The organism is Blastomonas natatoria, from assembly GCF_003201955.1.
GTDB classification, from domain to species: Bacteria; Pseudomonadota; Alphaproteobacteria; order Sphingomonadales; family Sphingomonadaceae; genus Blastomonas; species Blastomonas natatoria.
Genome location: NZ_QJJM01000003.1, coordinates 219,716 through 236,537, shown reverse-complemented (window position 1 = coordinate 236,537; position 16,822 = coordinate 219,716). Strand labels below are relative to the sequence as shown.

Annotated in this window: 4 protein-coding genes; 1 reads left to right on the top strand and 3 read right to left on the bottom strand. The window is 64.6% G+C overall.

The features are described from left to right. The 3 genes from C7451_RS05280 to C7451_RS05270 all read right to left on the bottom strand — a co-directional run. Positions 1 to 13,087: MBG domain-containing protein (locus C7451_RS05280; RefSeq protein ID WP_167398425.1), on the bottom strand; the 13,087-nt coding region annotated here is incomplete at its 3' end. 38 nt (positions 13,088 to 13,125) lie between these two features. After that, entirely contained in the window at positions 13,126 to 14,871 is a 1,746-nt protein-coding gene (locus C7451_RS05275; RefSeq protein ID WP_110297906.1) for a ShlB/FhaC/HecB family hemolysin secretion/activation protein, read from the bottom strand. A 294-nt stretch (positions 14,872 to 15,165) separates the two neighbouring features. Then, complete coding sequence (locus tag C7451_RS05270; protein WP_110297905.1) at positions 15,166 to 15,873, bottom strand: class I SAM-dependent methyltransferase; 708 nt, start codon at positions 15,871 to 15,873, stop codon at positions 15,166 to 15,168. A gap of 152 nt (positions 15,874 to 16,025) precedes the next feature. On the opposite strand from C7451_RS05270, the gene C7451_RS05265 reads away from it, so the two are divergent. Further along, entirely contained in the window at positions 16,026 to 16,820 is a 795-nt protein-coding gene (locus C7451_RS05265; protein ID WP_110297904.1) for an enoyl-CoA hydratase/isomerase family protein, read from the top strand. Positions 16,821 to 16,822 lie beyond the last annotated feature (2 nt).

The following is a 16,822-nucleotide window of genomic DNA, read 5'->3' as shown; positions in this document are numbered from 1 at the left end:
TGCCATATTCGCGGGTCGCATCATTGGCCGTGACCGTCAGCAGCGCCTTGGTGATCGTCAGCGTTCCGGGAACATAGCTGAAGTCATAATTGGTCGCGCTCGCCCCCGATCCGGTGATGGCATAGCTGCCGGCATCGGAAGCAATCGTCGCGACCGAGCCGTAGGTCAGTCCCGAGATCACGCTGGCGGTATCGCCGTTGCGGAAACCCGTTACGTTGCCGGTGAAGACCGGGTTCGCCAGGCCGTATTCGCGGCTGGCATTGTCAGCCGTGACGGTCAGCAGCGCACGCGTGATCGTCAGCGTGCCGGGCGCATAGGCAAAGTCGTAATTGGCCGCCGAGCCGCCCGATGCCGTGATGGCATAGCTGCCGACATCGCTCGCGATGGTCGCCACCGTGTTATAGACGAGCCCGCTGACGACGCTGGCCGTATCGCCCGCCCGAAGACCACTGATCGTGCCGGTCAGCACGGGGTTGGCGAGACCATATTCGCGCGTCGCGTTGTCGGCGGTGACCGTGAGCAAAGCGCGGGTGATCGTCAGTGTGCCAGGCACATAGCTGAAATCGTAATTGGTCGCGGTGCCGCCCGATCCGATGATGCTGTACGTGCCGATGCCCGAGCTCAGCACCGCCGTGCTGCCATAGCTCAGGCCGGTAATGACGCTTGCATCGTCGCCATTGCGGAAGCCGCTGATCGTGCCGGTAAAGGCCGGATCGGCCAGACCATATTCGCGGGTCGCGTCGTTCGCCGTGACCGTCAGCAGCGCCCTGGTGATCGTCAGTGTTCCGGGAACATAGCTGAAGTCATAATTGGTCGCGCTCGCCCCCGATCCGGTGATGGCATAGCTGCCGGCATCGGAAGCAATCGTCGCGACCGAGCCGTAGGTCAGTCCCGAGATCACGCTGGCGGTATCGCCGTTGCGGAAACCCGTCACGTTGCCGGTGAAGACAGGATTCGCCAGGCCATACTCGCGCGTCGCGTTATCGGCGGTTACCGTAAGCAAGGCCTTGGTGATGGTCAGCGTACCCGGGACAAAATCGAAATCGTAATTGTCCGCAAAGGCTCCGAAGGGCGTGATCGAATAAGTCCCGGCATCGGACAGCAGGTCGGCAATGGTGGTGAATTCCAGCCCGCTGATGACGCTCGCATCGTCGCTGCCGACAAAGCCCGCAAAGCTCGCGGTAAAGCCGGGATTGGCGAGACCATATTCGCGGCTGACGTTATCGGCCGTGACGGTAAGCAGCGCCTTGAGCGTGGTCAGCGTGCCATCGACAAAGGCAAAGCCATAGCCGACGTCCGAAGCGAGCGTATCCGGATCGAACCGGATGGCATCAAGCCCCGCACCGCCCGAGCTTTCATCGAACAGTCTCGGCGCTCCCGTATAGGCATAGGATGCGGTATCGCCATTGACGAGGCCGCTGACCTGGAAGGTATAGGCCGGGGACGCCTGACCATAAGTGCGTGACTGATCGTCCGCAGTGAAGGTCAGGATCGGCTGGCGGGCAAAGATGAACAGGTTGCCGGTCTGCGTCACTGCATCGGCGAAGCTGCGATTGTAGAGATTGTTGCCGACCAGCCCGCCGCGCGTGATCGCTTCGTAATCGTCGGAATAGACGCGGAAGCGGCCGCCGCCGGTCAGACTGAAGGCACCTGCCCCGGCATTGTTGGTGAAGAGCCTGCTGACAACGGTGATCGCATCGCCTGCGCCGCTGGCGGTGAGCGTCACGCCGCCCGGAAGGATGACCTCGTCATCAAATCCGTTCGCGCCCTCTGGCGTGATGACGTTGATGACGCCGGCCGTGATGTTGCCAAGCGTTATGCCACCACGGTCGAAATGCGTCTGGCCTTCGCCGCCTAGCAACCGGATATCGACCTGACCCGTGCCGGCTTCGACCCGGCCGCTGGCGCCGAAGGTGATCGCAGCAAGGCCGGGATCACGGAACGCATCGACCACGCCTGCCCCCGTTCCGACATTGCCAGCCAGAAGAAGGGCGCCGTTATCGGTGAAGATCGTGGCATTGACGAGGATCGACCGTCCCGCCTGGAAGGTGAGCGCACCGCCGTCGCCGCCGGGATTGTCGACGAGGATGTCCGAATTGACGGTGATGTCATTATTGGCCTGCAGCGTGACGGCCGTGCCGCCGGACAGGATATCTGCAAGCGCACTCGCGCTGATCGTCACATTGGCGCCGGGGTCGTCGCCAAAGGTCAGTCCGGGCAGGCTGGCGACGCCGCCCGTCGTGCTGAAGAAATAGACGGCGCCCGAATCGCCGACCAGATCATCGGGCCCGTTGTCGCCCGGAGCGCCAATGACCAGACGCTCGCCATCGAGCGCCAGCGCACTGGCGAACAGATCGGCAAGACCAAGCCCTGCAAGATCGATATCGGCCAGACCTGCATAGCCCCGGCCGATCTGCCCGTTCAGCACCGGATCATCGCTGAAGGTCGCGTCGGCAAGCGAGAAGAGATAGGCCGCGCCGACGCCAGGCTCGCTGTTGTCCGCACCTCTGTCGCCCGGAGCGCCAACCGCAAGCGTCGTCCCGCTCAGCGCCACCGCCGTGCCGAACCGGTCACCCGTTTCGAGTGCGGCCACGGCATTGGCGCCAGCATAGCCCGCGCCGATGGTCCTGGCGAGCGCGGGCGTCGCAAACTGGGTGTCGGCAAAGGTGAACAGATGCACTGCGCCCGCACTGGCGATGCCGCCCGCTGCGCCATCGTCCCCGGGAGCGCCGACGGCAAGACGCAATCCGTCGAGCGACAGCGATGCGCCAAAACTGTCATCGTCATCCAGCTGAGCAAGGCTGAAACCGCCACCTCCGCCATAGCCGCTGCCGATAATGCTCTGCAGGGCGGGACTGGCGAAGGCCGCATCGGCAAAGGTGAAGAGGTACGCGGCGCCGGTATTCAGAGCCGAATCGACAAAGCCGTCATCGCCGGGGGCACCGACAGCCAGCTGATTGCCGCGCAAGGACACCGCGCTGCCGAACCGGTCTTCGGTACCGAGCGGCACGGACAGATTGTTGCCGCCCGAATAGCCCGATCCGATGGTGGAGGCGAGCGCACCGCCGCTGAACTCGGCATCCGCGAAGGTGAACAGATAGGCAGCGCCCGGCGCGACGAGCGATCCAAAGGCACCGCTATCGCCCGGCGCGCCGACGGCAAGCCGCGTGCCGTCCAGCGAGACCGAGGCTCCGAAGCCAGCGCCCGCCACCAGGCCGGATACCGCGACGTTCTTGCCGCCGGTATAGCCAGTGCCGAGAACGGCTTCCAGAACGGGGCTGGCAAAGTCGGCATTGCCGAAGGTGAAGAGATAGACTGCCCCCGAGTCCGCGAGCGTGTTGCCGAACGCATCATCCCCCGGCGCACCGACAGCGAGCCGATTGCCGTTCAGCGATACCGCGCTGCCAAAGGCATCGCCGATCTCCAGCGCACCAACGGGTGTTGCCTGACCGCGCGGATAGCCCGATCCGATATTGCCGCGGAAGCGCATGTCCCCGAAAGAGGACGTTTCAAAGGTGAACAGATACACCGCTCCCGATCCGGGCGCGCTGTCGTTGAAGCCATCGTCACCGCCTGCTCCGACGACTAGGCGGTTGCCGTTCAGCGATACCGACGTGCCGAACAGATCGAAGGCAGACAGGGGGATGTCGAGATCGCCGTTGCTGCCGAAATTCGGCGCGCCTCTTGCAAGAATTTCGGCGATGAAGCCGTCGCGATAGCCCGGGCTGTCGAACGTGAAGAGATAGACCGCGCCCGATCCGTTGGGGCTGCTGAGGCTGCTGGCGAACAGCGGCGCGCCCACAGCAAGGCGATCGCCGTCGAGTGACAATGAGGTTCCGAAAAAGCCGCCTGACACCGATGTGAAGGGAGTGGCCAGAGTGTCGATATCGTCGGTGCCGTTGTAACCGGCACCGATGCGTCCGCGCAGTGCGCCAAAGCCGAAACCGGGGCCGTCAAAGGTGAAGAGATAGGCCGCGCCAGACTCACCCGTTGCATTGCCGGCACCGTCATCGCCATCCGCTCCGACCGCAAGGCCCAGCCCGTCGAGAGACACCGCAGTTCCGAACCGGTCGAGATCGTCCAGCGCAACATCGAGGTTATTGCCGCCGGTATAGCCTGACCCGATCGTCGCCCGCAGCAGGCCGCCGTCAAAAACCGGATTGTCAAAAGTGAAGAGATGCACAGCACCGCGGCCAGTGCCCGCATTGCCCGCGCCGGCATCGCCCAGCGCGCCGACCGCAAGAGCGCCACCCGTCAGCGAGACCGACGAACCGAAATTGTCGTTGGCGTCCAGCATGGCCGCCATATCGACATTCTTGCCGCCGGAATAGCCCGCGCCGATCCGGGCTTGCAGCGCGCCGCCGCCGAACAGGCCATCGGCAAAGCTGAACAGATAGACCGCACCGCTATTGGCCACGGCATCGCCACTGCCGTCATCGCTGGGCGCGCCGACGGCAAGCGCATTGCCGCTGAGCGATACGGAAAGACCGAAATCGTCGAGTGCGCCCAGGCCTTCGACCGACAGGTTCTTGCCGCCCGAATAGCCGCTGCCGATCACCGCTTCCAGATTGACGCCGCCAAATTCGAGAGCGGCAAAGCTGAACAGATAGACCGCACCGGCAAAGGACTGGCCATTGTCGGCGCCATCATCGCCGTTGGCCCCTATTGCAAGGCGCGCGCCATCGAGCGAGACCGACGCGCCGAAGCGATCGTCATTGCCAAGCATGATCGGGGCGGCGACCATTCCGGTCGACAGACCAAGACCAACCGTCGGGCGATAGTTGGCGCCAAACGTGCTGCTGAGCCTGCCGCCGCCGAACAGTGGATCGTCAAAGGTGAAGAGATAGACCGCACCGCTACCCGGGATGGCATTGCCTGCGCCGCCATCGCCCGGCGCGCCAACCGCAAGGCGATTGCCATCCAGCGCCACCGATCGGCCAAATGCGTCGAAATTGTCCAGCGCGAGAGACAGGTTCTTGCCGCCGACATAGCCCGATCCAATGATCGCCTGCTGGACCGGTGAGGCAAAACCGGCGTCGGCAAAGCTGAACAGATAGACCGCGCCAGCCGTGGTCAGGTCATCCGCCGCGCCACGATCCTGCCCCGCGCCGACTGCCAGGCGGTTGCCATCCAGCGAAACGCTGATGCCGAAACGGTCGTCGAACCCGAGCGTGCTGATGTTGAAATCGTTGGGACCATCATAGCCAAGACCGATGATCGCGGTCTGGGATAGACCGGCAAAGACCGAGCCGTCGGTGAAATTGAACGCATAGACAGCGCCTGCAGCGCTGCCCGATCCGGCAATGTCGTTGATGCCCTGATCGTTCGGTGCGCCGACCACGAGCTGGCTCGATCCGAGCGACAGCGCGCTGCCAAAGGCGTCGCCGAAGCCGAGTGACGCAATGTCCAGACTGCCGCTACCGCCATAGCCCAGTCCGATCGTCCCGACCTGGCTGATCGCCGAGCCGCCAAGCTGGAACAGATGGACCGCACCGAAATCATCGGATGCAAAGGCGTTGGGCAGACCATCATCGCCGGGCGCCCCGATGGCCAGATTGTTGCCCAGAACAGCGACCGCCGTTCCGAACCTGTCGAAGTCATCCAGCGCCACATCGAAATTGCCCGGATCGCCATAGCCGGATCCAAGGATCCCCTGCAGGCTTCCCCCCGAGAAGATGCTGTCCGTGAAGCCGAACAGATAGGCCGCACCGCGATCGAGACCGCTGTTCCCGAAGCCGTCATCGCCATCGGCACCGACGGTCAGCAATCCGTTCGAGCCAAGATGCACCGATATGCCGAAGCGGTCATCGACATCGAGATTGGCAACCGACAGGTTCTTGCCGCCTGTATAGCCCGAACCGATGATCGATTGCAGCACCGGGACGCCGAAAGCCAGATCGGCAAAGCTGAACAGGAAGACGCCGCCATATTCGAAGGTATCGCCCTGCCCGCCCCGGTCGAACGGAGCGCCGACCGCAAGGCGAAGCCCTTGCAGCGACACCGCAGTGCCGAAGCTTTCGGAAGGCCCCAGGCCGAGCGAGGCCAGCTTGAGAGCCGGCCCATTGGCATAGCCGTTGCCGATCAGGCCGGTCTGTGTGAGCCCCCGGAAGCCATCGGCATAGCGGAATAGGTACACGGCGCCGTAATCGTCGAACGAGCCCAGCCGCCCGTCGTCGCCGGGCGCACCGACAACCAGTCGGCCCTGGTCGATCGCAACCGACGTTCCGAAACGATCCTGTTGCGACAGACCGATGACCGACAGGTCGCTGCCGGCACCGCCATAGCCCGATCCGACAATACCCTGGACCAGCGGGCCGCTGAACGTGGTGTCGAAGAAGGAGAACAGATAGACTGCGCCCGCTCCGGAAAAATCGGCGCGCAAGCCCGTGTCGCCTGCCGATCCGACCGCCAGCGATAGTCCTTCAAGCGAGAGGGCACTGCCGAATTCGTCGCCACTGTCCAACCCGCCGACGGAGAGGTCTCCCGGGCCGTCATAGCCGTTGCCCAGAGTCGCCTGGAGCGAAAGGCCTGCGAATCCCGTGTTGGTAAAGTTGAACAGATAGACCGCGCCGGCGTCGAAAGCGTTGTCGCTGATGCCGTCATCACCCACGGCACCCACTGCGAGCGCCAGGCCGCTCAGCGATACCGAGCTGCCAAGCCGATCGTTGAGGCCCAGCGGGGCGAGATCGAAATCGGCGCTGAGCGTGTTGTAGCCCCGGCCGATCTTTCCGGCCAGTTCGCCACCCGCAAAGCCGGGAGAGCTGAAGGTGTAAAGGTAGACCGCGCCAAAGCTTCCGCCCTGCACACCGTCGAAATCCGCCCCCGGCGAGCCGATTGCCAGTTGCTGCCCCTGAAGCGCAACGCTGAAGCCGAAGGCACCATTTTCTTCCAGCCCGGCGACATTGACATTGCCCGCGCCCGAATAACCGCGCCCCATCCGTCCGACCAGTGTCGGCGCGGCAAAGCTCGTGTCCGCAAAGGTGAACAGATAGACCGCGCCAGCGCCGAACAGATCGTTCGCCGCCCCAGCATCGCCTGGAGCGCCGACCGCGAGCCTGAGGCCGTCGAGCGATACCGATTGCCCGAACCGGTCGCCGCTCTCCAGCGTGTCCAGATCGATATTGTTGGCACCGGTGAAACCCTGGCCGATGATGCCAGCAAGCACCGGCGCGGAAAACTGGGTGTCGGCAAAGGTGAAAAGATAGACCGCGCCCAGATCGAAGCCGCCGCCGGCGGAATCGCCATTGCCCGGAGCTCCGATCACCAGCCGGGTATCGCGGAGCGATACCGCCGTGCCGAAGCTTCCGCCGGAATTGAGCTGCAGCGGCGCGAGGAACTGCTGAGGGCCGTAGCCCTGGCCGATCGTGCCGATCAGGCTGGGCGGAACGAAGAAATCATCGCCGAGCCTGAAAAGATAGGTCGCGCCGACATCCAGATCGGTATCGGCAAAACCGTCATCGCCCGGCGCACCGACGACCAGCCGCCCCTGATCGAGCGCCAGCGCGCTGCCGAAAAAGTCAAACTCGTCCAGCGCACCAAGTGCGAGGTCGCGATCCCCCGCATAACCCGCTCCGATGATGCCCGAGAGCGAGTACTGGGTCGATGGCCGTGTGAAGACATAGACGGCACCCGCACCGGCCCGCGAGCCATCCACGCCGCTGTCGTCCGTCGCGCCGATGACCAGCGTGTTGCCGTCGACGGCCACGGCCGACCCGAAACGGTCGCCCGCATCCAGCATGCCGAGGTTGAAATCTGTCGACCCGAAATACCCCCGGCCGAAGGTTCCCGTCAGGCCGCCGCTTTCAAAGGTCGGAGAGCCGAAATTGAACTGGTAGACCGCGCCTGCCTCACTGGACAGATCATCGCCGCCGTCGTCGCCATTGGCACCCACAAACAAGGTCGTGCCGTCGCGGCTGAGCGCCACGGCAGAGCCGAACTGGTCGCCCAGCTGCAGTGGCGCAAGGTCGATATTCTTGCCGCCGATCGGCGCGCCGAACGCGATCACGCCCTCCTGGACGCCGCCATTGAACGCGGCGTCGGCAAAGGTGAACAGATAGGCCGCACCGGAATCGGAAACGCTGCCCGATGCGCCGTCATCGCCCGGTGCGCCCACCACCAGGGCATTGCCGCGCAGCGCGACCGACGCACCGAAACTGTCAAAATTATCGAGACCTGCAACGCTGATGCTCTGCGCGCCGGTAAAGCCTGCGCCTACCCGGCCAACGAGAGATCCTCCCGCGAACAGGGGGTCGCTGAACGTGAACAGGAACACCGACCCGACGCCGATGCCTGGCGGGTCTACACCGCCGGGATCGCCTGGCGCTCCTACGGCCAGCCGGTTTCCATCCAGCGCGAGTGCCGCCCCGAAACGGCTGCCGAAGGACAGTGGAACCGACACGTTCTTGCCACCGACATAGCCGCTGCCCAGCGTCGCCTCCAGCACCGGCGCGCTGAACGCGGTATCGGCAAAGCTCAGCAGATAGACGGCGCCGAGGCTGAAACCGCCGCCCGATGCGCCGCTATCGCCCGAAGCGCCGATGGCAAGCCGCAATCCGTCCAGCGCCACGGCCGAACCGAACTGCTGGCCCGATGGTCCGGCAAACTGCCCCAGGCCGGCCAGCGAGAAATTGCTGGTTCCGGTAAAGCCGAAGCCCAGCGTGTCGATCAGCCGGGCCTCGCCCAGCGATCCGTTGCCGAAAGTGAACAGATAGGCTGCACCGACATTGCCCGCGGCCACGCCCTGGCCATCATTGCCCGGGGCACCCACCACCAGCCGATCGCCGTCAAATGCCAGGGCACTGCCAAAGCCTTCACCGACGGTCAGCCCGAGCGAGAAGCCGCCATCGGCGACATAGCCTGCACCGATGCGGCCGGCCTGGACCGGGCTGGCAAAGCCGGGGTCGCCAAAATTGAACAGATAGACCGCGCCGGAATCGCTGCGGCTATCGTTCAGCCCGTCATCGCCGCGCGCACCCACGACGAGCTGCTGCCCCCTGAGCGCCAGCGAACTGCCGAAAAAGTCCTCGTCGGTGGACCCGAGACCCAGGCCAGCGGGAGTGAAATCGAGGGTTCCGGGATAGGAAGCGCCGAAAATGGAATCGAGCGTGCCGCCGGAAAAATCGCTGCCCGCAAAGCTGAACAGGTAAGCGGCACCTGTATTGAAGAAATCGTCCTGGAAGCCGTCATCGCCAGGCGCGCCCACTGCGAGCCGCTGACCATCCAGGGACACTGCGCTGCCGAAACCGTCACCCGCGCCCAGATCAACCAGATTGATATTGCTGCCGCCATTATAGCCCAGACCGATCGTGGCGAGCAGCTGTGGCGCAAAAAAGCCCGGCTCGCCAATGTCGATGATATGGACCGCACCCGCACCGGGGATGGGCGACTGGGCATCGGCACCGCTGTCGCCGGTTGCTCCCACGGCGATGTCGATGCCTTGCAACGATACCGATGCGCCGAATGCGGCGCCCTCGCTGTTGATCGTGCCGGGCGCGAAGGACTCGTAATTGAGGACGCCCCTGAGAGCGCCGTTGTCGAACGCAAGGCTGTCGAAGCTGAAGACGTACACGGCGCCGGCATTGGATGCTGCATCGTTCGAACCGTCATCGCCGATGGCGCCAATGGCAAGCTGCAGTCCGTCGAGCGACACCGAGGTCCCGAACAGATCGCCCCCCTGCAGTCGATCCACCGCGATGTTGCGCCCACCGCTATAGCCGGCGCCGATGATGCCCTGGAGCGAGGGCGCGGCGAAACGCGCATCGCCGAAGGTGAAGAGATAGACCGCACCAGCATCGGCCAGGGTATTTTCGGCGCCGTCATCCCCGGGTGCACCCACCACGAGCCGGTTGCCGTCGAGCGAAACCGCCGTGCCGAACGCATCCTGCTGTTCCAGCCCCTTGCCGACCAGCGAAAATCCGCCAATCGGCATGTAATCCGCGCCCAGGGTGCCAACCTGACGCCCGCCGCCGAACCGGGAATCGGCAAAGCTGAACAGATAGACGGCGCCAGCATCGGACGCGCCACCATTGCGCCCGTCATCGCCCGACGCGCCAACAACCAGCCTGTTGCCGAAGAGGGAGACGCTCTGCCCGAAACCGTCGGCTTCCGAGAGCGTTTCCACCGCCAGATCGGGCGAAAGCGGATAGCCCCGGCCCAATCGCGCCTGAAGCTGGGGTGAGGAAAGATTGTCGGACAGCGAAAACAGATAGACTGCCCCCGCATCGTCAAAGACATTCTCGTTGCCGTCATCGCGCGGCGCGCCGACGGCCAGGCTGCTGCCGAACAGGGATAGCGAAAAGCCGAAGCGGTCGCCCGGATCGAGCACGCCGACATCCAGATCGTCCATGCCCATGTAACCGAGGCCGATCGTGCCACGCTGCAGACCGCCGTTGAAATCGATGTCGGCAAAGGTGAAGCTGTGCACGGCTCCGGCGCCGTCCGCGCTGTTGCCGGCGCCATCATCGCCCCATGCGCCGACCACCAGATTTCGCCCGTCCAGCGCCACGGATGCGCCGAACAGATCACCGACGTCGAGCGCGACCGAGAGATTCTTGGCCCCGGTATAGCCCGATCCGATAATACCTTCGAGATTGGGGCTCGAGAAGACGCTGTCCGCGAAGGAGAAGAGATAGACCGCGCCGCTATCGGTGTCACTGTCGCTGAAACCGTCATCCTGCAGCGCGCCGACCGCCAGCCGGTTGCCGCTCAGCGAAACGCCGCTGCCGAAAGCATCCTGCGCGGAAAGGTTGACGACATCGAACTCGCCAGGGCCGACAGCGGCCGAACCGAGGACTCCCCGCAACACTCCATTGGCAAAGCCTAAGTCGTCAAAGGTGAAGAGATAGACTGCGCCTGACCCGATCGCGCCGCCCCCCAGCGGCGAACCGCTCGCAAAAGGCGCACCGACAGCCAGCTGGTTATCGCTGAGCGAAACCGACAGGCCGAACCGGTCACCGTCGGCCAGCGCGTCGACCGATACGTTCTGGCCGCCGGTATAGCCCTTGCCGATGATCCCTGCGAGCGCCGGAGCGCCAAAATCGGGATTTGCAAAGGTGAAGAGATAGACCGCGCCGGTATTGACCTGCGCATTGTCGCCGCCGTCATCATTGGGTGCGCCGACCGCCAGGCGGTTGCCGTCCAGCGAAACCGCAGAACCGAACGCATCCTCCGTCGACAGACCCGATACAGGCGGGGTCGCGGCGGGGAAGCTGCTGGCAAAGGCCTGCAGCACCAGCGAATACTGGCTGGGGGCATTGCCGCCTTCGGCAATGATGATGTTCTTGGGGTCGAGCAGCAGCCTGCCACCGCGCTGACCATCGCGCGCAGTCTCCACCGTCCCGCGATAGATCAGGGTCTCCTTGCCGGAAATCTCGATATCGCCGCCAGTGCCGCCAACGAGTCCCCCTTGCGCGATCGCATTGCCGAGGAACGTGGTCTTCTCGTCCGACCAGATGACAATCTCGCCGCCATTGCCGCGCAGGCCGATCGCCGAAACGTCGATCGTCACCGCATCGGTTGCGACCAGCTTGAGCGCATTGGGCAGTTCGTCGGCGCTCAGCCCCTTGCCACCCTGGAACTCGCCGCCCAGCCGCACCCGACCGCCGCGAATGCCGCCCTGCGCATAGAATTGCGCCGAGAACAGGTCGAGCCGCGGCGCGCTGACATCGATGCTGCCGCCAAAGCCGTGGCTGCCCGATGCGCGGAACCTGCCCGACGAGATGATCTGGTCGTCCGAGACATAGCGGATAGATCCGCCATGCAGGCCGCTCGCATCGATGAAGGCATCGCCGGTGTCGAGCGCGCGCCGCGTGGTCCTGATGTCGACACTGCCGCCCTTGCCGAGCGCGGCATTGACCGTGATCCGCCCGGCGAGCGAGAAGCCGCCCGCATCGAGCTGGATCTTGCCGCCTGCGTCCACGCCGCTGGCCGAAAGGATCGAGCCGAAGGACAGGAAGTCGCTGCCGGTGATGTGCGCGGTCCCGCCGGACTTGCTGCCGTCGAGGTTGATCGTGCCGTCGAGGATCGTGCGCGCCGCGCTGATCGTCAGCGTGCCCCCTCTGCCATTGGCCGCCATCGCCTGGCCGGGCGCACCGCCATCGCCGTTCAGCGAACCCACCCAGCCGATATTGCTTTCGGCATTGTTGCCGCTCTTGTTGCCCTTGCCCTGACCGCTTCCGGTAGCAACGGCATTGGTTGCCGACGACAGATCCATCGCGACATTCCTGCCGACCTGAACCTCGCCCGGGGCAGCGATTGCCACTTTCGCAGCGACCAGCGAAACCTTGCCGTCAGCACCGACCTGCATGTTGGCCGCCTGTGGCGTGCCGATGCGCACCGACTGGTTTACCAGGTCGCGCGCTGCCGACGCCGTGATCAGCACCGATCCGCCGCGGGCATCGACCACTCCGTCAAGACCGACCAGCGCGCCCTTGTCGTCGAGCGTCGTCACCGCATCGCCGACCTGGAAGCGGATCAGATTGTCGCCATGCAGATCCAGCGTGAAGGCCTGCGCACCGCCGAAGGCAATGCGCCCCATATGCGCGGTGATGATGCCATCATTGGCGACCTGCGGCGCCACAAAGGCGGCGACGCCGGCATCGCGGACGGTGATCGTGCCATGATTGACGATCCGTGCCCCGGCGCGACCCGGCGAGCCGAAACGCAAGGCGCCCCCTGCCATGAACGCATCGTTGCCGATATCGGCGCTGGTAGCGATCAGGCCTGCGACATCGACCCTCGCATCCTTGCCGAAGACGATGCCATTGCCGTTGATAATGTAGATCTGCCCATTCGCGGTCAGATCGCCCATGATCCGGCTGATTTCAGGGCCGGTTACGCGGTTGAGTGCCACCGAGCGCGCATTGGGCTGGCGGAATTCCACCCCTTCGCCCAGATCGATCGAGAAATCGTCCCAGTTGATGATGACGCGGTCGCTCGACTGGTCGATCCGCATCCGGCCCGTGCCCTGGCCGGAAATGACGGCCTGGCCGCCGACCACCTGGCCGCCGCTGGGATTGGCATAGGCCGTCTGGGCCGCAACAAAGGCAAAGCCCGCAACGCCTGTCTTCAATGCGGCAGACCAGCTCATGCCAGCCTTCACCCCAGCCCGTCGCTTGCCCGGCATGGTCATCGTGTTGCCCCGATCGAGAAGAAGATTCGCGGATCGCTGCTGCCATCCGGCGTGAAGCGCGCCTTGCCGGGCCAGGCGGCATAGATTTCGCCGAACAGACCGTAGGGCAGCGCGATGCGCGATCCGCCGCCGGCTGACCACAATTCGGTCACGCGCAGTTCGGCAAAGTCCAGTGGTCCGCTCTGCCGCAGGATTCCGGCATCGACGAACAGGAACGGCTGGACGGTAACGCCGCCGATGCTCAGCCGATCATTGATTTCCAGCGCCACGTTGACGCAATGGTCGCCCCCTGCCGCGCCGTAATCATAGGCACGGCCAAAGCGATCCCCGCCGAAATTGCACTCGCGTGAGGCAGATGCACCGCCGTTGAGACCAATCTGCGCCTCTGCATTGACCCGGGCCCGCGCCGTTCCGATCAGCGGCGCCGTCCAGACCAGCGAACCATTGAGCGCGGTGAATTCCGGATCGCCCTGCGTGCGGCTGCGCAACGGATCGAACCGGCCCGTTGCACCAAGGCCGTTGATGCCCTGGCTGAGGCCCAGCCGGACGAGGCCGACACTGCCATCGGCAGCGGCCCAGTCGTAACTGCCGTAGAGTTCGTAGAAACGGCTGCGGTCGTCGACCAGCGTCACGCCGAAGATACCGCTCTGCGAGTTGATCGCGGTCCCCTCCAGCCCGACGATCAGGCTGGAGTTGCGCGTTCGACGCAGCGGATAGCTGAGCCCTGCACGGACGACCTCTTCCTCGCCGCGGAACTGCAGGATGGAGAGAAAACCGCGCACCGCGCGCGACCGTGCCCGCGAATAGCTCACCGTTCCGGTCAATCCGTCGTCGGTGATCGGCGCGCTGTACTGCACATAGCCCGAAACGAAGCCGTCGGTCGGTATCGTGGCGCGCACATCCGCCACCAGCTGGTCGCCGGGGACGAGCACCGAATTGGCGGTTGCCCCGGCCCGATAGCGACGCTCTCCCAGATTGTCACGGATCCGGTTGTCGAACTGCGCCTCGACCACGACCGGATCCAGACTGACCACGACCAGCAGATTGGCCGCGCCGGGCGTCGCTTCGGACGGACGCACGACCACGGAAACGTCCATGCCGCCAAGATCGCCGGTGGTGAGGATCGCCCGTTCGAGTTCGTCGACCATGACCGGCCCGCGCTTGATCAGCGGGGTGAACCGGCGACGGACCATCTCGGTCAGTCGCGTCTTGCCGACCAGTCCGGCGCTGGACTTGAGCTGGACCTCGAGCGCATCGACACTGCCTTCGACGACCTGCAGCACGACGACGCCGTCCTTTATCTCCTGTTCGGGCACGATCGCGAAGGAGAGAGCAAATCCGGCATCGGCATAGACACGTGTCAGCAGATCGGCGGCACGATAGATATCGGCCAGCGTCAGTTCTTGGCCAAGAAACGGCTTGAGCGGCGCCTGCAGCCGATCTTCATCGAGATAATTGAACCCGGTGATGCGGAATTTCGTGACCCGCACTTTCTGGGTATCGTCGACGCTGCTGGGGTCGGTGCGAGGACGATCGATGGTGAAGGGGGTGCGCGGGGTGGACAGCGGCGTATCGGCGTCGCGGTTTTCCCGTTCGAATGTGCCGGCAGGTGGCCGCACGGCTCCCGGCAGGGCCTGGGCCAGCACAGGCACGGGCAGAATCGCAACGAGAGCCGCAACCACGGCGCTGCCGAACACGGCATCGCGACCGCGCAACACATTCAATCTCCGCCAGATCGTCATGCGGTTTCAGGTTCCAGAACCCCGAAGGGATTGAGAGGGTGCGACCCCGTCTCGGAACGCCGGGAGTCAGTCTGGTCCCACCGCCTAGCAGCCAGCCAGGTCCGCCTTGTGCGACGGATCACAGCCAAATGCATCCGGACGCCCGGGCCACACCTTATCCCGCAAGGATAAACCGCTTCATTATGAAATCAGCAAACCTCGCCCCTGCATCCGGTTAAGCATCAGCGAAGAAAAAAGACAAGAGAATGAGGGTGATTTACAACCAATCTGGTGACGAATGGTGCCCTGCCCCCATCAGCGGCCAAGCGCTGCCGGGTTGCGCAGGACCAGATTGTCTACGCTGATGCCTTCGGCCCAGTGGCCGGACTTGCGGAACTGGCCGATGCAATGGGGCTCGAGATAGATGACCGATACCGGCTGGGCAAGCGCGGTCAGGCGCTCGGCCACCGGCGCCATCACGGTGTCATCGAAGGGATCGTAGAAGAAGCAGACGAGATCGAGATCCACAGGCGGCCGGTAGCGCGCCGCATCCATGCACAGGAATTCGACCGGTGCGGCAAGCGCGCCCCTCGCGGCCATGATCTCGCGGTTGCGCAGGGCAATGTCGACCAGTTCGGGCGCAAACTCGACCCCGATCACCCGCGCAAAGGGAAACCGCGCCGCCTCGAGCACGGCCCTTCCCTTGCCGCAGCCGTAATCGATGAATGCCGTGCGCGTGAAGTCCACGTTGAGATCCGCAAACCAGCTGGACATGTTGCCGCCATTGCTCGCCTGATAGCGCCGGGCATGGGCGGCCAGAGCGGGGTCCACGGTCAGCGTATGGAGCTCCCGCATTTCGAACGTGTCGGTGCCCCATTGTTCGTCAAAGGCGCGAAACTTGCGATTGCGGCGGCGCGCCTCAGGCGAAAGCTCGCGGGCATGATAGACGATATTGTGCCCGATCAGGCGGACGATCTCTCCGGCGGACCGGCCCTTGAGGCGATGGGCGAGGGAGGAGAGCATCGTTGCGGAATGCCTTTGACGGTTGACGAGGGGCAGCCAGGTTCGGCAGTCCGGTGCTCTAGCCCAGTCCGTCAGGGCTTAAAACCGGATTAACCACGATATGTCCGCCAAGCCTTCCGGGCGAATGCGCGGCCAGGCAGAGGATGCGAAACATGAGCGACCCCATTGTGATCACGTCCGGCGGTGCGGTGGAAACCGTCACGCTCAACCGTCCGGAATCCCTGAACGCCATGGACGAGCCGATGATCCTGCAATTGCAGGACTATTTCCGGGGGCTGCAGGACCGCGAGGCGGTGCGCGTCGTCATCCTGCGCGCCGAGGGCCGGGCGTTCTGCGCGGGGCTCGATCTCAAGGGCTGGCCGGTGCGCGAGGGCGAGGGCGCGGTGCATGGCGGCTGGCGCACCCAGCGCGCGATCGCCACGGTGATGCAGCTGATGCGTGCCTGCCCGCAGCCGATCATTGCCTGCGCGCAAGGTGCCGCGTGCGGCGGCGGCATGTCGCTGCTGCTGTCTAGCGACGTGCGCTATTGCACCCCCGATTTCCGCATGAACGCCGCCTATATCCGCATCGGCCTTGGCGGCTGCGACATGGGGTCGAGCTATTTCCTCCCCCGGCTGGTGGGCAGCTCGCTCGCCGCCGAGATGATCCTTTCGGGCCGTTTCGTCGGGGCCGAGCGCGCGTTCGCCGCCGGCTTCGTCAGCGAGATCGCCGCACCCGAAGAGATTGCAAGCAAGGCCGAGGCGCTCGCCGCCGACATGCTGCTCGCCAGCCCCATGGGCCTGAGGCTGAGCAAGGATGCGCTGGGCCGCAATATCGACGCGCCGGGCTTCGAAGCCGCGCTCGCGCTGGAGGACCGGCAGCAGATCCTGCTCAGCATGACCGAGGATTATGCCGAGGCGCGCCGCGCGTTCATGGAGAAAAGGGCGCCGGACTATAAGGACAGGTAGCC